At 51.2% G+C, this 19,974-nt stretch carries 16 protein-coding genes; 6 read left to right on the forward strand and 10 right to left on the reverse strand.

All coding sequences use genetic code 11. The features are described from left to right. Positions 1-8 precede the first annotated feature (8 nt). Positions 9-1,472: a GTPase Era gene (era, locus tag SE18_RS26720; protein ID WP_083469849.1), complete on the reverse strand. Its 1,464-nt coding sequence runs from the start codon at positions 1,470-1,472 to the stop codon at positions 9-11. A gap of 29 nt (positions 1,473-1,501) precedes the next feature. Beyond that, positions 1,502-2,320, reverse strand: coding sequence for a DUF4230 domain-containing protein (locus SE18_RS11140; protein ID WP_054534536.1), 819 nt, complete (start codon positions 2,318-2,320; stop codon positions 1,502-1,504). 124 nt (positions 2,321-2,444) lie between these two features. Here SE18_RS11140 and SE18_RS11145 point away from each other — a divergent pair, with 124 nt between their 5' ends. Beyond that, positions 2,445-2,663, forward strand: coding sequence for a hypothetical protein (locus SE18_RS11145; RefSeq protein WP_054534537.1), 219 nt, complete (start codon positions 2,445-2,447; stop codon positions 2,661-2,663). Between the two features lie 46 nt (positions 2,664-2,709). Here the strand turns inward: SE18_RS11145 and SE18_RS11150 are convergent, their stop codons facing one another. The 4 genes from SE18_RS11150 to SE18_RS11165 form a co-directional block, all read right to left on the reverse strand. Next, the gene (locus SE18_RS11150; protein ID WP_054534538.1) at positions 2,710-3,930 is read right to left on the reverse strand and encodes a hypothetical protein; all 1,221 of its coding nucleotides are present in this window, start codon (positions 3,928-3,930) and stop codon (positions 2,710-2,712) included. A gap of 117 nt (positions 3,931-4,047) precedes the next feature. Further along, positions 4,048-4,998, reverse strand: a complete 951-nt coding sequence (locus tag SE18_RS11155; protein WP_054534539.1) for a glycosyltransferase — start codon at positions 4,996-4,998, stop codon at positions 4,048-4,050. Positions 4,999-5,004: 6 nt separating this feature from the next. Next, positions 5,005-6,912, reverse strand: a complete 1,908-nt coding sequence (locus SE18_RS11160; protein WP_054534540.1) for a GAF domain-containing protein — start codon at positions 6,910-6,912, stop codon at positions 5,005-5,007. A 147-nt stretch (positions 6,913-7,059) separates the two neighbouring features. Next, positions 7,060-7,788, reverse strand: coding sequence for an RNA methyltransferase (locus SE18_RS11165; RefSeq protein WP_054534541.1), 729 nt, complete (start codon positions 7,786-7,788; stop codon positions 7,060-7,062). A 535-nt stretch (positions 7,789-8,323) separates the two neighbouring features. Between SE18_RS11165 and SE18_RS11170 the strand changes: the two genes are divergently transcribed. Further along, positions 8,324-8,914 carry a hypothetical protein gene (locus tag SE18_RS11170; protein ID WP_054534542.1) on the forward strand — a complete coding sequence of 197 codons (591 nt, stop codon included), beginning with the start codon at positions 8,324-8,326 and terminating at the stop codon, positions 8,912-8,914. A 657-nt stretch (positions 8,915-9,571) separates the two neighbouring features. Next, positions 9,572-11,401, forward strand: coding sequence for a phosphoenolpyruvate carboxykinase (GTP) (locus tag SE18_RS11175; protein ID WP_054534543.1), 1,830 nt, complete (start codon positions 9,572-9,574; stop codon positions 11,399-11,401). 341 nt (positions 11,402-11,742) lie between these two features. Here SE18_RS11175 and SE18_RS11185 read toward each other — a convergent pair whose 3' ends face one another. Beyond that, positions 11,743-12,795: a ParB/RepB/Spo0J family partition protein gene (locus SE18_RS11185; protein WP_054534545.1), complete on the reverse strand. Its 1,053-nt coding sequence runs from the start codon at positions 12,793-12,795 to the stop codon at positions 11,743-11,745. A 150-nt stretch (positions 12,796-12,945) separates the two neighbouring features. Between SE18_RS11185 and SE18_RS11190 the strand changes: the two genes are divergently transcribed. Together SE18_RS11190 and SE18_RS11195 are read left to right on the forward strand one after the other, a co-directional pair. Continuing rightward, positions 12,946-13,644: a TetR/AcrR family transcriptional regulator gene (locus SE18_RS11190; protein ID WP_054534546.1), complete on the forward strand. Its 699-nt coding sequence runs from the start codon at positions 12,946-12,948 to the stop codon at positions 13,642-13,644. Continuing rightward, complete coding sequence (locus SE18_RS11195; protein WP_054534547.1) at positions 13,641-14,894, forward strand: glycosyltransferase; 1,254 nt, start codon at positions 13,641-13,643, stop codon at positions 14,892-14,894. Before SE18_RS11190 ends, SE18_RS11195 begins: the two co-directional genes overlap by 4 nt. On the opposite strand, the gene SE18_RS11200 is transcribed toward SE18_RS11195, so the two are convergent. Further along, entirely contained in the window at positions 14,884-16,371 is a 1,488-nt protein-coding gene (locus tag SE18_RS11200; protein ID WP_054534548.1) for a phytoene desaturase, read from the reverse strand. The two genes, SE18_RS11195 and SE18_RS11200, sit on opposite strands and share 11 nt — an antisense overlap. A gap of 122 nt (positions 16,372-16,493) precedes the next feature. Between SE18_RS11200 and SE18_RS11205 the strand changes: the two genes are divergently transcribed. Continuing rightward, positions 16,494-17,279, forward strand: a complete 786-nt coding sequence (locus SE18_RS11205; protein ID WP_054534549.1) for a tetratricopeptide repeat protein — start codon at positions 16,494-16,496, stop codon at positions 17,277-17,279. Here SE18_RS11205 and SE18_RS11210 read toward each other — a convergent pair. Next, positions 17,276-18,046, reverse strand: a complete 771-nt coding sequence (locus SE18_RS11210; protein ID WP_054534550.1) for an ABC transporter substrate-binding protein — start codon at positions 18,044-18,046, stop codon at positions 17,276-17,278. The two genes, SE18_RS11205 and SE18_RS11210, sit on opposite strands and share 4 nt — an antisense overlap. A gap of 7 nt (positions 18,047-18,053) precedes the next feature. Further along, complete coding sequence (locus SE18_RS11215) at positions 18,054-19,910, reverse strand: MutS-related protein (protein WP_054534551.1); 1,857 nt, start codon at positions 19,908-19,910, stop codon at positions 18,054-18,056. Positions 19,911-19,974: the final 64 nt, after the last annotated feature.

Here is a 19,974-nt window from a genome sequence, read left to right on the forward strand (position 1 = left end):
TATTGGGGTTAATCCCTGTAATATTTGACGTCGTAGCCAAGCCAGCGCAGCTCATTGGGCTTTTGGCGCCAATTTTCGCGCACCTTGATCCAAAGGTCGAGATAAATTTGGCGACCAATTGAGCGCTCGATTTCAAAGCGTGAGGTTGCGCCGATTTTGCGCAGCATCGAGCCACCAGCTCCAATGATAATGCCTTTTTGCGAATCTTTTTCGACCGAGATGTTGGCCCGAATGTAAATCACTTTGCCGCGATCTTCCCATTCTTCAACTTCAACCGCAACCGAGTGCGGAATTTCTTCCTCGGTGTTGAGCATAACCTTTTCGCGAATCATTTCGGCGACCAAGGTGCGCTCGGAAACATCGGAAAGTTGATCTTCTGGGTACAGACGATGGCCGACTGGCAGTCGCTTGACGATTTCTGCGAGCAAGGTTTCCATGCCAAGTTTATCGCGGGCTGAAACGGCAACTTCCATTTCCCATGGCGCGAGGTCGCGATATTCTTGCAAATGTTTATCGGCTTCGTCGGTGGCATCGACTTTGTTGAGCACCAAAATATGTGGCTTGCGTGAGAGCAAGACCATTTGGGCAATTTCGCGATCCATGCGGTTGGGTGGCACAGTAATATCGACCATAAAGCAGATCACATCGGCGTTTGGCACTGCTTTTTTGGCCACATCGACCATAAAATTGCCAAGCTTATGACGTGGCTTGTGAATCCCCGGCGTATCAACGAAAATAATCTGGGCATCGGGGCCGTTGAGAATGCCACGCACTGGCACGCGCGTGGTTTGGGGTTTCGGCGAAACAATCGAGACTTTTTGGCCAAGATAGGCATTCAACAAGGTCGATTTGCCGACGTTCGGTTTGCCGACCAAGGCCACGAAGCCACTGTGAACTTCCTGATCGGTTGGCAGCAAGGGCTTGGGCAAGTTGGGTTTGACTGGCAGATGATGCACAACCGGCCCATCTTCGTCGTCGTCAACCTCGGCAGCGGCCTGCGGCGCAGCCTTGACTTCTGGTTGCTCGTCGTCAGATTCATCGTCCTCGTCGAACTCAGCGTCGCCATCTTCGTCGAAAGCTACCAACCATGGGTTGAGCGCTTCAAGCCGATCGTTTAGGCCAAACTCAATCATAGCTTGGATTTCGATGCCCAAAGCGCGGCCTTTGCGATCGAGGTCAACAATCGCCTCGTAAGGCAGTTCCTCGCTGGTGGCGACTTCGTGCTGGCCAAAGCTCAAGGTTAATTGATGATTCTCTTCGTTGTAGTGCAGCTCTTCGAAGCCTTGGGCATATTGCAAAAAGCTTTTTTTCGGTGCTGAAGCCAATTGCAACTGCACGCCAACGATCTGCCTAGCAGCATCTAATAAAAAGACCCCTGGAATTTCCAGCTGGCTCGCATCATCGCCTTCGTTAATATCGGTAAAGTAGGCATATAAAGCCCGTGCATCAGCATCAAAAGTAAGTTCTAACATAGCTCCATCAAATTCTAGTGTTAATCACTTTAAGGGTTAATTGGAACCGCAGTTCCGGAAAGACTACCGCCGCTGCTGGTTGGCGTTGGCGCAAGGTTTGGTTGAGGCACAACGCTTGGTTGGGCGGTGTTATTGGTCGGGACACTGGCTGGCGCGGTTGGCTCAAGCGCGTTTGGCTGTTGGGGCGCCGTTTGATTGGCGCTGCCAGCACAATCGCCAACTTTGCTCACATTCACTGTCACATTGGTATAGTCGAGCGAATACAATAAATCGCTGACATTTTTTTGCGCTTCGATTGCAGCGCGATCAAGCACGCCATTTTCACAAGCACTCTGAATAATCGATTGTTCAGCAAAACTGCGGGCATTACTTTCTAAATTAACATCACCCCGACTTAGCCAACCACGCTCACGATCATAGACTCGCGTGGCTTCATTATCTAAGCGCGAGTAGATGATGCGGGTTGGTGGCAAGGTAATTTTAATCGATTTGCCGTCGATCACAATTTGATCATCGCGCAACTCGCTCATATCAATCCCAAGCCCAACCTCGCCGCGTGCTTGCAGCAAAATCCGATCGCCATAGAGCAACTCTTGGAAGAAGTTGCCTTCATTGCGCGACTCAATCACTTGATCAGCCTGATAGGAAAAGGTGATCCACTCGTTACGAGCACGTAATTGCTGCACAATCGCTGGGCCTTGGGCATTGTTGACAGTTTGTGGCTTGTTAAACCACATGCCAATTGGGTCAAAAAGGCCAGTTATCGAAAGCACAACCATAATTCCAAGTGCTCCGATGAGCAGAAAAAACAAACTACTTATACAACCAGAATTCCGTTGACGGTACATTTGGAGCCTCCTTTGGCGAAGCTCAATCATAGGTACTTGGTAGTATAGCCGAAAAATGCTGGCGTGGTGCATTTTCTGCTATAGCCTAGGGCGTAGGGCGATGCTATTTGTGTTAGGAGTTTGTATGAGCGACCAATTATTTAAAGATGCTGATGACTTTGAGCGTACCTATGTTGGCGATCAAGCATCCGACGCTACGGTTGTGCCGCCGGTTGCACCAAACCCAGCCTTTGAAAATGGGGTGATGCCAACGCCGCCGCTATATATTGATCGCGATGGTTTGCAGGCTGCACCGCTGCCCCTCGATGAGCCGAATCCAAACGAACGACGTGAGGATGATTAAATGCAATTGCCACGCTCAACACTTGAGCGTGGCAGTATTTTTGGATTTATTGATCAAGCGCGATGGCCCATTGCATATTGGCGCCGCTTAGTGCCAAATCGGCTATCGGGCTGCCATTGCTGGGAATCCATTGCAATTGCGTTTCGGCCATCATTGAAGGCACGATCACTGCGCCACTGCCGTCAGGCGCCCACAAGACGCTGCCAACCGTTTGGCTATCTTGACGCAGTGGCATGATGCTCCCATCCACGCCAATTTGGCTGAGGGTCAGCGGAGCCGAGATTTCCATTGGATCGTTGCTATCGATTGTGCCAACAAAGCCTAGATGGCTGCCATCTGGCTGCATGAAAACACTTGAAACTGGCTGGAATGGCGCAACATTATCGCCATCGATCAACGCCTTAGATTCGCCTGTGCTGGGGTTGATATGCCACCAACCAGTTGGGAATATGCCAAATGTTTCGTTCGTGACGTTAATTGCACTACCATCTGGCTCCCAGCTCACATGGCAACATGGATAATTGCCATTGATCGTAATCGTTAATGGCGCAGAGCTGGCCAAATCAAACAAGACTAAATTGCCACCCTCTGGCACAAATCCCGCTGTCGCCAAGATTTTGCTGCCATCGGGCGACCAACTATTAGGGCCATATAACACCGAATAAGCGTAAATATCGGCTAGGGCTGCATCTGCGTTGCTGGTGTGGGGCTGAAGCATGGTTTGCTTACGGTCGATCAGGCTGAGCACTTGCAAACCGCCCCAGCTAAAGGCAATCGAGCTGCCATCGGGCGACCAACGCGGCGTATTGAGTTGATCACGATGAAACACATTGGTATCTGCCTGGGGATCGATAGTTGGCCCATCGACTAAAATCTCGCGATTTTGGCCCAAGGCATCAACCAAAATCAAATCGTTGTTGGCGATGTAGGCAATTTGGCCAAGGCTGCTGATCTGATAATCGAAGACCCCATTTTGTTCGTTGGTAATTGGCGTAAGCGTCTTGCCATCAGTTTCGAGGCGCACAATCTGCACGCCATTTGGTTGTGACGAGAGCGCATACAAGGGCTGAGGCAATACTTGGCTGCTCACTGCTGGGCTTGGTTGCAGCGTGGCTGCAAGCGTTGGAACACTGGTTGCAGCAGGCAGTGCGCTTGGCTCGGCTGCAATCACATTGGCGCTTGGTTGTGGTTGGCTGGTGGGGCTGGTGGCACTGCTACAGCCAACCAAGCCCAATACTAACCAAGCTAACCCTCGACGATAACGCATCACATCACTCCTATATCTTCTAAAATTCAGCGAATCTGATGCTATCAAAGGTGCTTAAGGCTTGTCAATCAGCCTTTAAGTGCTGGCAACCTTCGAGGTAGGCCGCAAAAGACGTGATTATTTGAATTTACGCAGCCGCACCAGCCAACCAACTGGGTAGCCAAGCATTTTAGCCAGATCGCCAACTAGGCGAATAATTGGCGGTAAACTGAGGGTTTTGAGCCGACGGTCGAATGTCCAGCCTTTGGTTGCCAGCCACAAGCGGCGATAGGGTTTGCGAGTGTAGCCAGCAAGGCCGAGGCCCAACAAAGCGCCAAGCCACGGGCGTTGGGGCAGGTTGCGGAGCAAAACTAACAAACCAAGGTAAGTTGCATAACGAATCGCATGGCGCAAGGGCCAGAGGTTGGCAACGCCATCGCCACGGGCATAGAAGAAATATTGGCGAAAGAGCGCGCGTAAACTTGAGCGCGGCTGAAAATGCACAACTGCATCAAGCACCGCTGTGCTGCGAAAACCCGCCGCAATGGCAGCTTGATCAAACACCAAATCTTCGCAGTGGTCGAGCCATTCAGGATAGCCGCCGACAGTCTCCCACACAACTTTGCGAAACGCCACCGATTGGCCAGCAGCCAAAAATCGATTGGGATCAACTTCTGCGGCCAGCGGATAGTTGGTTGCACCAATTGCGGTTTCGAGGTCGCTGCGCGGCGCTGCTTGATAAAAGCCCGCCACTAAATCTGCTTGATCTGCTTCGAGCGGCGCGATAATCCGTTCGAGCCATTCGCGATCGAGCGCTAAGCCTGCATCGGTCGAGGCGATTAAGTGGCCTTGGGCATGCCTAATTGCATTATTACGGCCAGAAGAGATATTAAACCCGCCATGGACGAGCCGTATTGGTGCGCCGCGATCGATATAGGTTTGCACAATGGCAGCGGTGGCATCGGTCGAGCCACAATCATTGACCACAATCTCATCTGGCTGGCGGCTTTGGGCCAACATCGAATCGAGCAAAGCGGCAATGGTATCGGCTTCGTTTTTGACGGTGCAAATGAGCGATAGTTGGGTCATGCTGGCTCAATCATCTAATTCATCAGGGCTAAATTTAATCAGTGCGCGAGTCCATTCGGTTTCGCGTTTGAACTCAAAGCTGCCGCCAAGGTCGGTGTTAACCAAGGTTTCGATAATGCCAAGCCCCAGCCCAGTGCTGACGCGGCGCTTAACTGGTTCCGGTCTGGTCGGGCCATCGTCGCGCACTTGTACCCAAGCGTGTTCTGCTTCCAGCCAGCCATCGATGCCAATAATGCCGCCCTCGGCGCTAAGGCCGTGATCAAGCGCATTATGTACCAATTCGTTGATTACGATCGCGAGAACTGTCGCAGCTCGCGCATTGACCAACACCGAATCGCCAGTGATCAAGAATTCAACCGGCGTTTCGGTGGGTAGGCTCATCTGAATATTTTCGGCAATTTGCTTGGCAATATCTTGGACGGTGGTTTGGCCTTCGCCGTCGTGGCTCAGCAAATTGTGCACAGCTGCAATCGCATGGATGCGGCGCACACTATCATCAAGCGCCTGCCGACCCTCAGTTTCATTGTTCAAACGGCGAGCCTGCATTTGTAGCAAGGCCGAGATCGTTTGCAAATTGTTGCGCACGCGGTGATGAATTTCTTGCAGCAAAGTCGATTTGATCGTCAGATTGCGCTGGGTTTCTTCATACAAGCGGGCATTTTCGATCGCAATTGCGCCTTCATCGGCAAACGTGGTGAGCAACTGCACCTGTTCATATTCGATGTGGCGCGGCGCATAACTATAAAAACACAAGGCCCCGATAATTCGATTGCCCGTGCGCATCGGCAGCGCAAACAACGAATGAAAGCCCTCGCGATAGGCAATCGCCTGCACGCCCGACCAACGCTCGTCGGTGTAGGCATTGGGCACTGCGATCGCCCGATGCTCACGAATCACTTGCACGATCATATCTTCGACGCCGGAGGTGCGGCCAGGCCCATACGAAGCCAACATTTTAACTTTGTTATTTGGGCGCACCTGGAAAATATCGGTGCGATCAACATCGGCAATTTTGACAGCTTGCTCCACAATTAAATGCAGCAAATTATCAACATCTAAGGTTGAAGCCAAGGCCGCCGTTACTCGCTGCAAGGTGGTTAATTCACGAATTTTTTGGTGCAAACGAGCATCGGTTTGTTGATACATTTGGGCATTGGCAATCGAAAGCGCAATTTCGCCAGCCACTACTTCGAGATATGAGGTTTGCTCTTGCGAAAACTCATGCGGATCACGATTTTGCACCGTAATCACGCCTTGCAGGGTTTCGATATGGTGGCGCTCGCTGGCAAATAAAATCACAGGAACCGCCAGCAGTGAGCGGAATTGCCATTCTTCGAGCAGCGGCTCAAGCTGGTAGCGCGGCTCGTTGCGCACATCGAAAATCGCCACTGGCTTGCCCAATTCGCCAGCCCAACCAGTTACCCCAACCCCAATTTCAACCTCGACCGTACCAATCGCCTTGGGATTCAGCCCACGGGTCGCGACCAAACGTAGCATGCGCCGATGCTGATCGAAAAGATAAATCGAACAAACATCGACCCGCATCACATCGCTAACCGTATCGACCACGGTTTGCAGCGAGGCATCAATATCGAGGGTTGAGTTGGCGGCGCTAATAATTCGATGCAAGCCATCGAGCTGTTGCACGCGGCGCATCAAGTGGTTTTGCCAATGGCGGGTGCGCTGTTCCTCGCGGGCGGCAGCATAGCCAAGCAACAAATCAGTTACCACCGCGCTAGGATCAAGCCGGGCTTGGGTAGCGGCCTCGATGCCAAGTTTGGTCAACATTTGAGGATCAGCGTTTTGGCTTTGCCACGTTGCGCCAAACGCCCGCAACTCTTGGGCTTGAGCCACAGCATTATCATTTTGCAAAATCGCGAGAATTGCCGCATTTGGAGCGTCTGTATCGATCATAACCAGCGTGCCTCATTGCAGTCGTTGTGCCGAATGAGTGTAGAGCAATTGTCGGCTTTTTGCAAGAAAACACCGGATTGCAGCAGAATCAAAAGCCCCTCGCCCGCGTTCAATTGGAGAGCGATTGGGGTTAGGGAACCCAGCTAATCATTCCTTATTCTGCAAGGCTGCCAGCATTTTGCGGCACATCGCGGTAACTAGGGCAATTTCACTAGGGCTTGGGGTTGCGCGCGCCAGCAAATCGCGCACGGTGCGCACGGCACTTGCTTGTTGGCCAGCAGTTCGCGAGAATTTCAGCTGGCTCAACAATTGATCAAGCAAGTTGAGCAATAGTTCGTGGGCTGCTTGGTCGGCTAATTCAACCTTGGGCAAGGCTTCTGCTGAAGTTGCCAAGCCGCGCAGCGTATACAACGCCAACAGCACAGCATCGGCCAAATTCAACGATGGATAGCTAGGATCGACCGGAATACTGATTAATTGGCTGCATTGCTCAAGCGCTGCGTTATCGAGGCCGCGATCTTCACGGCCAAACACCAACGCCACTGGTGCGCTCGCCGCCAAGGCGGCTAAAGTTGGGGCGAATTCGGGCAAACTAACGGCGCGTCGTTCGCCACGAGTGCGGCCACTAAACCCCACCACATATGGAATATTGGCTAATGCCGCGCCAAGGCTGGCATAGGTTTCAATTTGCTCAACCAATTGGCTACTGCGATGCGCCATGTCATCGAGCCGTTCGATTGAGTAGGCGACTGGCTGAACTAAGCGCAAGCGTTGAAACCCAGTGTTGAGCAAGGCCCGCACTGTTGAGCCAATATTGACCTCGCGCTGAGGTTCGTGCAAAACTGTTATCACGTTGGAAAAAATCGTTGAACTCACGGCAAATCCTCTGAAACAAAGCCGCTTGCTATCATAGCACCGATATAGAAGGATGAAGGATGAAAGTCAGAAGGCAAAAATCAAAAGTCAAAAAGAGAAGGGATGAGGGATGAAGGATGAAGAACATAGAGCATAAAGTGCGAGAGGATGTGGCTATTGGCTCTTGGCTATGGGAACAAGAATTAAACAAATCTGTGGAATCTGTGGCGAAAAACTTAATTTATAGAGTGCACTTTTAACGCAGAGGCGCAGAGCATGTGAGGTTATTGGCTTGTATATCTTAGCTATTGGAATAATAATCTGTGGAATCTGTGGCGAAAATAATCATTCGTGCAATTCGTGGAATTCGTGGCCAAAAAATCGTGCTTCGCGATCTTCGCGATCTTCGCGGTTTCAACCCTTCGTGTCCTTCGTGTCCTTCGTAGATCAACATCGATAACCTCAGACAACTTTCAGTTTCTTATCATTGAGATAATTCAGTCGCCTGTGCAATGATGGCGAGCAAAGCCTTTTCAGAGAGTGTGTGGAGATTTTGATGCGTAGCCTTCAGCGAACGATCAACCTGAGTGTTGGATTGTTGCTCATCCTTGCCGCCTGTGGCCGAACCAGCAATCAGCCAGCTGCATCGCCAGTGCAGCGTGGCCAAGTAGTTGTCGTCCATACAGCTACCGCTATTGTACCCAGCCCGACCGTGGCGAAAAAATTTGTGTTTGATACTCAACTAGCGATAAGCATTGCGACTGAGCTTGCGCTATCACCAACATCCCAGCCGCCAATCCTGACATTTCCGCCATCGCCAACATCACCACCTGTACAATCAGAGAAAATCACTGGAGATTGTGAACCTTGGCGCAATTTTATACCAAGCAATTGTTGGTTTAGTGACCGTAGAAAGATAATTGTTCAAGCCGGATCGAGTTTTGATCGGCAGCAAGGCAGAATTCAGGTTTTATATGCTGGACGTGCTAATTATGATACACCTGAGCGATTTGGTTCAATCAAAATTTATGCAGTTGATTATCCAATTGTTGATCTGTATACAAATACAACCCACCTATTATTCAACCTCGAAACGCGCCAGTGGCTTGATGTGGATGGCACGCCACTGCCAACCGCAACCCCCTAAGCAAGGATGAGGGATGAAGAACAAATCAAAAGTCAGAAGTCAAAAATCAAAAGGAATGAAGGTTAGGCTTTGGGCTAGCAAAAACAGAATCAAAACAATCTGTGGAATCTGTGGCTAAAAATGGTCTTCGCGATCTTCGCGATCTTCGTGGTTTCGATCCTTCGTGCTGTTCGTGGGTCATTTATTAACGCAGAGGCGCAGAGGAAATATGGCTATAGGCTATTAGGAACAAGAATCAAACAAATCTGGGTAATCTGTGGCGAAAAAAGCTTCGTGTAATTCGTGGCTAAAAACGTTGTTCTCGATCTTCGTGGGCCATTTCTTAACGCAGAGGCGCAGAGGGATGAGGCTATCGGCTGTAGGCTATGGGCTGTGGGAAGCATAATTAGGGAAATCTGTGGGAATCTGTGGCTAAAAATTCGTGCTTCGCGATCTTCGTGATCTTCGCGGTTAAAACATGTTGTGTCCTTCGTGGATATTTCATCCTTCATCCCTCATCCTTCATAATTTCATCGTTTGTTGTCATCCCTCTGTCTTAGGTTGTGAAGTTTTTCCTTAAGTTTGAAGGTGGGCTGGTATTCTATAGACAGGTTCGCGATGGCGTGCAGGGGGTTCAATGAAAACCCGACATCGCGAAGCATTGGAGGAATCAGTATTATGAACGCACCAGCCTATGTACGCAATCAAGAACTTAAACGTTGGGTCGAAGAAATGGTTGCCTTGTGCAAGCCCGACGATGTGTATTGGTGTGATGGTTCTGACGAAGAATATGCAGTGATGTGTGGGCGCTTGGTTGAGTCTGGAACCTTTATTCCATTGAATCCCGAAAAACGCCCTAATAGCTTTTTGGCTCGCTCTAATCCTTCCGACGTGGCTCGCGTCGAAGATCGCACCTTTATTTGTAGCTTGAGCAAAGGTGATGCAGGCCCAACCAATAACTGGATGCATCCCAAGGAAATGAAGGAAAAACTGACCGGTTTGTTCGATGGCTCAATGCGCGGCCGCACCATGTACGTTGTGCCATTCAGCATGGGGCCACTTGGCTCGCCCATCGCCCACATTGGGGTTGAATTGACCGACTCGCCCTATGTCGTGGTCAATATGAAAATTATGACCCGCATGAGTAGCGATGTTTATGCTGTACTGGGCGAAACTGGCCAGTTTATTCCTTGTTTGCACTCGGTTGGTGCACCACTCCAACCTGGCCAAGCCGATGTTTCGTGGCCGTGTAACGAAAAAGAAAAATATATCGTGCACTTCCCAGAAGAACGCTCGATTTGGTCGTATGGTAGTGGTTATGGTGGCAATGCTTTGCTTGGCAAGAAATGTTTCGCTCTGCGGATTGCCTCGAACATGGCTCGCGACGAAGGTTGGTTGGCTGAACATATGTTGGTACTTGGGGTTGAATCGCCAGTTGGTGAAAAAACCTATGTGGCTGCTGCCTTCCCCAGCGCTTGTGGCAAAACCAACTTTGCAATGTTGATTCCGCCAACCGCAATGGATGGCTGGAAGGTGACCACGGTTGGCGATGATATTGCTTGGATCAAGCCTGGCAAAGATGGCAAACTGTATGCAATCAATCCAGAAAGCGGTTATTTTGGTGTAGCACCTGGCACATCTGAGGCAACGAATCCCAATGCGATGGCTGCCTTGAGCAAAAATACAATCTTTACCAACGTGGCGCTCACGCCAGATGGCGATATTTGGTGGGAAGGCATGACCAAAACCCCACCAGCCAAGGCTATCGACTGGACTGGCCAAGAATGGACACCAGATTGTGGCCGCAAAGCAGCTCACGCCAATGCGCGCTTTACTGCTCCAGCCAGCCAGTGCCCAAGTATCGACCCAGCGTGGGAAGACCCCCAAGGTGTGCCGATTGAAGCCTTTATCTTTGGTGGTCGCCGTAGCACCTTGATGCCATTGGTTTATCAAGCCTTCAACTGGACGTATGGCGTATATCAAGCAGCAACGATGGGCTCGGAAACCACGGCTGCAGCAATGTCGGCAGTTGGCGAAGTTCGTCGCGACCCAATGGCAATGCTTCCATTCGTGGGCTACCATATGGCCGATTACTTCAACCACTGGTTGCAGTTTGGGCGCACCATTCCAAACCCACCACGGATCTTCAGTGTCAACTGGTTCCGTAAGGATAAAAATGGCAAGTTCCTGTGGCCTGGCTTTGGCGAAAATATGCGGGTGCTCAAGTGGGTGGTCGAGCGTGCTCATGGCCACGCAGTTGCCATCGAAAGTCCAATTGGCTGGATGCCACGCTACCAAGATTTGGATTGGAGTGGTTTAGATTTCAACGAAGACCAATTCCACGAGTTGATGTCGGTTGATCGCGACGACTGGAATAAGGAAATTCTTTCACACGAAGAATTGTTCATCAAACTTTACGACCGCTTGCCCAAAGAATTTCTCTCGATTCGCGAGCTGATTCTTTCGAGCTTGTGGCGGTCACCTGAACACTGGGAAGCGTTCGAGTAGCGTTGGCTTGATCAGCCATAATCCTTAATCGTCAAAGGCGGTTGCAAGGTTACTTGCAGCCGCCCTTGTTTTTGTTGAGGGGTCAGTTGTCGGGAGCTAGGGGCCAGACAACCGCGAAATTTGATCCACGAAGGAGTGGAACCGCGAAGCACGCGAAGATCGCGAAGGCTAAGTTTTTCGCTACAGATTAGCACAGATTTTTTGGATTCAGGTTCTGCTGCTCGATAGCCTTCATAATTCATCCCTCATCCTTCGGTTCTCTGCGCCTCTGCGTTAAACCTCGCCCCTGAATCCTGACCCCTCGCTCATCATCCTTCCTCCCTCATAATTCATCCTTCGGCTTACTCCTCGTCTGTCCAGCCTTGGTTTTGCAGGGTGCTGCGCAGGGCTTTGGTCAGAGTTTCGATTTGCTTGAGCACCAGCCGCACTTTGAATGGTGCGTTTTCATCGCTTTCGAGCCATTTGCTAAAATCGCCCTCGTGAACTGCGCGCGAAATACGGTCGGTTTCATCGACCATTTGGTCGAGCGAACGAATGCGGAAGACGCGCGATTTATTTTTCTTGGCTTCTGCTTCCTCAACCACAGCGAAGAATTGATCGTGCTCTTGTTGAATGCGATCGTCTTCATCATCCCAAATATCTGAATCGTTGTCGTCGAGGCCAACGCTTTCGGTTGAGCCACGGCTCAAGCGCCCACCGCTTTGCTCAACTTCGCCAATTCGTTCGGTGCGTAGCTCCAAACCGCCTTCCAAGGCATCGAGTGCTGCTTCTACCGAAAGCTCTGGGTTGGCGGTCAAATAGGCGGCCAAGCCACTGATTTGGGCTGCCGACATACCTTCATCGGCGGCATAACGGGCTAGCTCAACTTGGCGGCGTTCGTTGGGCAAGCGCCGAATATGCTGCGCTTGAGTTACATTCAAATCGCCATTGCGCAGCAACGCTTGCACTTCTTCGGGCAAATCGAGCAGGCTCAAATAGCGGCGCACCGAGCGCCCAACCAAGCCCACCCGCTTGCCAACTTCCTCATCGAGGTCGCCGTTGACGCCAACTTCGCTCAGTTGGTCGCGCAACCGTTTGAAGGCCACAGCTTTTTCTAAATCGTTCAGATCCAAGCGCGCGACGTTTTCAGCCAATTGCTGGGTTAAGCGGTCGGATTCTTGTAGATCGAGCTTGATGCAGGGCACGCGTTCGTAGCCCAACGAGGTAATTGCCGCCAAGCGCCGCCCGCCATAGACCACCCGATAGCGATCGCCGCCAATGCCAATTACGCCCAAGGGTTGCAACAGACCTTGTTCGCTAATCGTGGCTGCCAGCGCGGCAATATCGCCCTGATCTTGGCGAATCCCGCTCGGATCGGCTTCTAGTTGATCTAAGCTTAAATAGAGTAATTGCATAAATTTGGAGCCTCGTGTTGATTTGGCAAAACACCGTGATTATAGCACACCTATTCTGTTTGAACAGTCAGCAATTGCATGCTGATTTGGCATGTGCTAGAATAAATAACAAATTATCAAATATTGTTAGTTTGTTAGTAGAGGCAATGTATGCCAATCAATGAAGATTCAAATCTGCGTGAGCAGCAGATTTTAGCTGCCGCTGGGGCGTTATTAATCCGTCAGGGCTACGATAAAACCACCATGAGCGATGTTGCAACCGAAGCGGGCATTAGTCGCGGCATGGTTTATTTGGCCTTTGCGACCAAAGAGCAATTATTTGATCAAGTTTTGGCCCAAGCGATTCAAGCCTATATCGCTACTTGGCAACAGTTAATTGCGGAAAATCGCTATGGCGGCACGATTGGCGGAGTTTATCGAGCTGTCTTACACGCGCTCAAATCGCAGCCGATTATGGCGGCCTTGATGAAACGTGATCGGCGGGTGTTGGGCCGTTATGTGCAACAAGCAGCTAGCGGCATGCCTGCGTTGGCGGGGCAATCGTTGTGGTTGCGAGCCTTGGGAGAATTGCAGGCAGCAGGGGCAATCCGAGCCGAGCTTGATCTGCAAGTAATTGCCCATATTCTCGATTTGCTGGCATTTGGCTTAATGCATGGCGATAGTTTGGCTGACTCAGCTGCCAGCCCGCCATTTGAGCACGTGTTGCCAACCATTGCACTTATGCTTGATCGCTTATTATTGCCAGACGATGGTGGCAATTTAGCGGCTGGAGCGGCGATTATTCAAGCTTTGGCGGCTAACCTCCAAGCACCCAGTGCTAGCCCAATCCCCAACGTGGTGCAAGCATGAGAGTATTGATTACAACTTTTGGTACACGTGGCGATATTCAGCCGTTTGTGGCCTTGGCTCAAGGTTTGGCGGCGGCAGGCCATAGCGTGGCAATTGCTGCCCCTGAAGGCGTTCGTTATTTTATCGAGAGCTATAATATCAACCTGATTGCCTTTGAAAATAGCTTGTTGGAGTTGACCCATGCAGCCTTGGAGCATGCCAGCAGTCTGCGCGATGGCATCCGCATTGGTCGCCAGATGCGGCCTGCAATTCGGCAAATGATGGATGAGGAACTGGCGGCGGCTCGTAGCTTTGAGCCAGAACTGTTAATCTATCATCCAAAATGTCTTGGTAGCTTATCGGTTGCCGAATTGTTGCAGATTCCGGCGGTGCTGGCCTTACCAATTCCATTTTATACTCCGACCAAGGCCTTTGCTGTACCGTTTATGCCTGTTTTTTCGCTAGGTGCTTGGGCTAATCGCGCTAGTTACTTGGTCAATCGGCTTTCGTCGTTAATGTTTGCCACGACGATCAACGATTTTCGGCGCAAGAACTTGGGCATAACTGCGATCAGTCGGTTTGCCAACCCTTTGCTGCGTGATAATGGTCACCCTGTGCCTATTTTATATCCCTATAGTCGGCATGTTTTGCCAGTGCCCAGCGATTTTCCAGCGCATGTGCATGTGACTGGCTATTGGTTTTTAGATCGTCAAGCAGCTTGGCAAGCTTCGACGGAGCTTAGCCAGTTTTTGCAAGCAGGCACTGCGCCGATTTATCTTGGCTTTGGCAGCATGCGCGGTCAACATCAAACCGAGCGAGTGGCGTTAATTCAAGCCGCCTTGCATCAGCTTGGCCTACGCGGAATTTTGGCCAGTGGTTGGGGTGGCCTGGAAAAACAATCATCATCCTCAAATGTATTTATTTTGGATGAAGCACCCCATGATTGGCTCTTGCCCCAAGTTGCGGCAGTCGTCCATCATGGCGGTTCGGGCACGGTTGCCGCCGCTGCGCGTGCTGGTAAACCCCAAGTTATCTGCCCATTTCTGGGCGATCAGCCATTTTGGGGGCAGGTGATTGCACGGCGGGGCGTTGGGGCTGCGCCAATCAACCAAAAACGCCTGACCAGCGAACGCTTGGTTGTGGCATTGCGAACAGTGCTTGAGCAACCAAGCATCCAAACCCATGCCGCCGAACTTGGCCAACACATTCGCAGCGAGGATGGGGTTGCTCAAGCGATTAACACTCTCGAATCAATTCATGCTACGGCTTAGCAATGCCAATCAAATCATCGACGATTTTGGCGCTCGATAGCACGCCGGGCAAGCCTGCGCCTGGGTGCGTGCCAGCGCCGACAAAATACAGATTGGGAATTTCTTCCGAGCGGTTGTGCGGACGGAACCAAGCCGATTGGGTCAGAATTGGCTCGACCGAGAAGGCACTGCCTTGATAGCTGTTCAGGGTTTCGGCAAAGTGCAACGGTGTAATCATATGCTCGCTGACGATGTGCTTGGATAAATTGGGCAGGTAGCGATCCTCTAAAAAGTTCATAATCCGATCGCGATAGGGCTTGGCTGCCTGTCGCCAATCGGTGCCCGAACCTAAGTGCGGCACTGGCGAGAGCACATAAAACGCTTCGCAGCCTTCAGGGGCCAACGATGGATCGGTCAAGGTTGGCATATGCAAATAGAGCGAGAAATCATCGGCCAGCTGCTTTTTGCTGAAAATATCATCAAGCAATGGCTGGTAGCGTGGCCCCAAAATAATATCGTGATGGGCAAGTTTTGGCCCATCTTGGCCACGATATTGACGATCGGTGCCAAAATAAATCACCACCAGCGACATTGAATAGCGCATGCGGGCCAATTTGCGGTCGGTATATTTTTTGCGCAGGCTGCTCGGCAAGAGGTTTTGGTAGGCCCAAGCAACTTCGCTATTACACACCACCGCATCGGCTTTGATTTCGCTGCCATCGCGCAGGCGCACGCCCGTGGCTTTGCCGTTGTAGGTCGTAATTTCGGCCACATCGCGATTGAGTTCGATTTTGCCGCCCAAATCTTCGAATAATTTGACCAAGGCCTGAACCAACGCTCCGGTGCCACCTTTGGCAAACCATACGCCCCATTTGCGTTCGAGAAAGTTGATTAGGGTGTAGATGCTGGTTGTTTGGAAGGGATTGCCGCCGACCAATAGCGGGTGAAAGCTCAACACTTGGCGCAAACGCTCATCTTGCACAAATTTGGAAACGAAGCCATAAACCGTGCGATACGATTCGAGTTTGACCATATCGGGCACAATTTTGAGCATATCGGTTAATTTCAAAAAAGGCTGATCGGCTAATTCGGTGAAGCCTTTGTTGAAAATCTGCTCGGCGCGGCGCACAAATTCCAAATAGCCATCAACATCGCCAGGATTCCATTCGCGAATTTGGCGCACCATGCTTGGCAAATCGTCGGAATAATCAAAATGGCTTTGATCATGAAAAAAGATGCGGTAAAACGGACTGACTGGCATCATCGTGATATAATCTTCGGTTTTGCGGCCCGCCAAGGTAAATAAATCGTCAATCATAAATGGTGCGGTGATGACGGTTGGCCCGCCATCAAATTTAAAGCCATCTTGTTCGTAAACATAGGCGCGCCCGCCTGGCTTATCGCGCTTCTCGACAATCGTTACCTCGTGGCCTTTGGCCTGTAACCGAATAGCTGCGCCCAAACCGCCAAACCCACTGCCAATCACAACAATTCGCATGGAAAATTTCCTCAAACAACCAAAAAAAACGGTATCATGCACGCTAATAAGCGCATTCTATGCCATGCTACGCGGATACTCGTGCGCTGGATGGTTGTGGAGGCCATGAAAGGGGAATTTTTGTGCTTGATCTTGAACAAATTGATGATGTAGGAACGTTACTCAGCGCTGGACGCGAGGCTGCTCAGCACGGCGATAAAACTGCGGCCCGCAATGCGTTGCGCAAAGCCAATCGGCTTGCGCCGAATGATGTTCATGTGTTGCTTGCCTTGGCCGAGGTGGTCGGCACCTTTAACGAGCGGCGTTTATTGCTTGAGCAAGCCTTGAAGCTAGAACCAGAAAATATTGCTGCTCAAGGTGCTTTGGCGGCGCTCAAAAGTGGCGCGGCCAATCCGCATCCAGCGGTGAATCTGCCGCCGATCGACCCAACGCCGTTGATGGCTCCCACCAGCGAGACGCTCTATTGCTATCGCCACCCGACGGTCGAAACTGGCTTACGCTGTATTCAATGTGCCCGGCCAATTTGCTCGAAATGTAGCGAACGCACACCAGTTGGCTTTATTTGCCCTGAATGTCGTAAAGAACGCCGTTCGCCAATTTACCAAGTTGAACCGCTTGATGCAGTTAAGGCTGGGGCAATTAGCTTGGTGCTTGGTGGGGTTGGGGCCTATATTTGTAGCTTTTTTGGGATATTTCTCTTCTTGTTTATGGGCGCTGTGATTGGCGAGTTGATTATGCGGGTGATCGATTGGGCCACCCGTAAACGCGGTTTGGTTATGCAGATTGCTGCTGCTGGCTCGTTTGCCGTCGGAGCAATTTTAGCTGCGGTTTTTTGGGTTGGATTCACAATTGGCCTGATTCTCTTTTTGGGGATTGGGGTCAGTACAATTGTGGCACGTTTGCGCTAGGGAAACCATTTTTGATTGAGCTTGGCGATCCAGCCCTCGGCGTGGAGTTGGCCAAGCTCACGGTTAATTTGATTGTGCAATTCGTAGGCGGTGATTGGCATCGCCAGCACAAATGGCTCGTAGCTGAGGCTGGCAAGGGTGCGAGTTTGTTGACGATTATTAGTTTCTAGGGCCGTTAAATTGCTAATAATTGCACCATCAGCAAAACCGCGCACCACCTGATCTGCGGCGGCGATTTCGGTATAGGGGCTATTGGCGATGCGTTGCGAGCTGAACAATTGGCGGGCTAGGCTCTCGCCTGGAGAGCCAAGTTGCACCGCAATCAAGCCGCTTAATTGGCTTTGCTGGGTGATTGGATTGGTATTACTGACCAATAATTGTTGACCGCCATCGAGGTAGGCTTGGCTATAACGGGCGCGCCACGCCTCAGCTGGATTCTGAATAATGCCCGCTGCAATCAGATCAACTTGATTGGGATTGGCTGGATCGATTGCCGGAAACAAGCCATCGTAGCCAATTTGTCGCCACTCAACCTGCAAATCCAGCCGCCGCGCCAATTCTTCAACCAGATCGACATCGTAGCCGATTGGCGTTTGACCATCCAATTGGGCAAATGGTAGAAAGCCGAAATCGGTGCCAACTACCAAAACCCCACGTGCCTTGGCCCGTTGCCACACCGGATCATCAGCGCCGCCTTGGCTGCGGGTTGCTAGCCAAGCATAGCCCAATAGAATACAAATTGCCAGAATATCGAACAAACGGCGCATGCGAAACCTACTCGCTAGTGGCGGCACTCAGTGGCACGTCCTGATCAACTAAGCCTACGATTTCCATTAATTTGAGCGCGTTGGTGCTTGGCGCTAAACCAGCCCGCAATTGATAATCAAAGGTCATACTTGGGCCATTCTCGCCGCGCTCAAAGTGCTCGGTGAGATACCACGGTTGGCTGATGGCAGCAATATCGGGAGCGGTTGCCAGCGATAAATCGTGAGTTGAAACCGCGCCAATTGCGCTCAAGCCAATCAAGCGGGCAATGATATGGCGCGCAGCAACGGTTCGCTCGCGGGTGTTGGTGCCATGCAAAATTTCATCCAACAAAAACAAGGCTTTTTGGCCAGCAGCCCGCGCTTGCTCAACCTCGTTCAAGACCATTTTGAGCCGCAGCAGTTCGGCCATATAGTAGGAAACGCCTTGCTCAAGCGAGTCATTGATCCGCATGCTGGTGGCCAAGCGCAGGACTGGCAGGTACAACTTGCTGGCACAGACGACGCTTCCAGTTTGGGCTAGCACAATATTCAGGCCGATGGCGCGCATCAAGGTGCTTTTGCCAGCCATATTTGAGCCAGTGATCAAAAATAGCGTGCCTGCTGGCCCGATGCTCAAATCGTTGGCCACAGCTTTATCTGGGCGCAACAATGGATGGGCCATGCCAGTTGCGACAACCTGATCGTTGGTCAGAATTTGGGCTTGGCTCCAGCTTGGATGGTCGGCCTGCAAGGTGGCGAGCGCTGCCAAGGATTCAACCTCGCCCAAGGTTGTGAGCCAGTTGCGAGCTTGGCCGCGCACGTCGCGTTGCCAGCGCTCCAACAACCAGCCAATGTGAATATTCCACAGGCTAAAGCCTTGCAGCACAATATAAAAATAGCTAAATCGCTGATCGGCGAGGCTCAGCAAGCGACTTAAACGGGCCATTTGCTGATCGGCGCGCACGCCGTTGGCAGTTAATTGGCTTTGAGCTTGGCGCAACAATTCTGCTTGAAATTGTGGCTCGTTGATGGCCCGAAACAGCGCACCAAAACCAGCAAAGCCTTTTCGCCGCGCACTAACCGCCATAATCACCTGATTGGCCCACAAGCCTAAGCCGTTGCTCACGATGATATTGAAAATAAATAAAATCAACCAATAGGGCACATTCGTCCAGCCAGCCAAATAGGCGACCAAGCCAGCAATTGGCCCAATTGGCAACAAACGGGCCAGCCAAACCACCCACATGCGGCTGAGCACGCGAGCTGGCTGTTCTGTCCAAAGCAAAAATTGCTCAAAATCTTGGCGTTCGGCGCTGACAAGATGCGCCGCCACGTGTAATTCTTCGCGAAATTGCACGTTTTGGGCTAGCTCAGCAAGCGCCTGTTGGCGCGCTTTAATTGTGTTTGGTTGCGCAGGCGCCAAAAGCCAAGTGAGCAGCGTATCCAAGCCCAAGGCAGTGGGCAAATGACCAAGCAAATGCAGCAACGAAGCTCGCCCAACCAAATCTAAATCGTTAGCGTAGGAATCGGCTGGAATCGCAAGGCTTGGCTCGCGCAAGGGCAAATTAGCCCAATCGCGCTCTAAGCGTAGCACCCCAAATTGATTTAATTGATACAGCGCTTCAGTGCGTTGGCGTTGTTCTTCAACGCTATTATGCTGAATCAACACCCAACCAAAGCCAATCAACAACGCTGCCGCTACACCAAACCACCACGGGGCGTTGGCAAAGCCAAAAATCACTGCAAACAAGGCAGCCCCAAATAAGAGCAAACGCAAATTAGCAAAGCGATCTGAGCGTTGGCGGAGTTGGGTTAATGCTGTTTGATAGCTAGCGCTGCGTTGGCGATAGATTTCGATGGGGGTGGCCTGATTTGAGCTTGACATGTATCTTCCTGCGGCATTCAATCGCGGATAACGTCAGTCATCATACCATATTGGGGATCGAGTT

It is taken from the genome of Herpetosiphon geysericola (assembly GCF_001306135.1).
GTDB lineage: Bacteria > Chloroflexota > Chloroflexia > Chloroflexales > Herpetosiphonaceae > Herpetosiphon > Herpetosiphon geysericola.

Coding starts and splice junctions, on each gene's coding strand:
- SE18_RS11155 (WP_054534539.1), bottom strand. CDS start 4,998: ATGACCCAACTATCGCTCATTTGCACCGTCAAAAACGAAGCCGATACC.
- SE18_RS11160 (WP_054534540.1), bottom strand. CDS start 6,912: ATGATCGATACAGACGCTCCAAATGCGGCAATTCTCGCGATTTTGCAA.
- era (WP_083469849.1), bottom strand. CDS start 1,472: ATGTTAGAACTTACTTTTGATGCTGATGCACGGGCTTTATATGCCTAC.
- SE18_RS11190 (WP_054534546.1), top strand. CDS start 12,946: ATGCCAATCAATGAAGATTCAAATCTGCGTGAGCAGCAGATTTTAGCT.
- SE18_RS11175 (WP_054534543.1), top strand. CDS start 9,572: ATGAACGCACCAGCCTATGTACGCAATCAAGAACTTAAACGTTGGGTC.
- SE18_RS11145 (WP_054534537.1), top strand. CDS start 2,445: ATGAGCGACCAATTATTTAAAGATGCTGATGACTTTGAGCGTACCTAT.
- SE18_RS11150 (WP_054534538.1), bottom strand. CDS start 3,930: ATGCGTTATCGTCGAGGGTTAGCTTGGTTAGTATTGGGCTTGGTTGGC.
- SE18_RS11215 (WP_054534551.1), bottom strand. CDS start 19,910: ATGTCAAGCTCAAATCAGGCCACCCCCATCGAAATCTATCGCCAACGC.
- SE18_RS11140 (WP_054534536.1), bottom strand. CDS start 2,320: ATGTACCGTCAACGGAATTCTGGTTGTATAAGTAGTTTGTTTTTTCTG.
- SE18_RS11195 (WP_054534547.1), top strand. CDS start 13,641: ATGAGAGTATTGATTACAACTTTTGGTACACGTGGCGATATTCAGCCG.
- SE18_RS11185 (WP_054534545.1), bottom strand. CDS start 12,795: ATGCAATTACTCTATTTAAGCTTAGATCAACTAGAAGCCGATCCGAGC.
- SE18_RS11200 (WP_054534548.1), bottom strand. CDS start 16,371: ATGCGAATTGTTGTGATTGGCAGTGGGTTTGGCGGTTTGGGCGCAGCT.
- SE18_RS11210 (WP_054534550.1), bottom strand. CDS start 18,046: ATGCGCCGTTTGTTCGATATTCTGGCAATTTGTATTCTATTGGGCTAT.
- SE18_RS11170 (WP_054534542.1), top strand. CDS start 8,324: ATGCGTAGCCTTCAGCGAACGATCAACCTGAGTGTTGGATTGTTGCTC.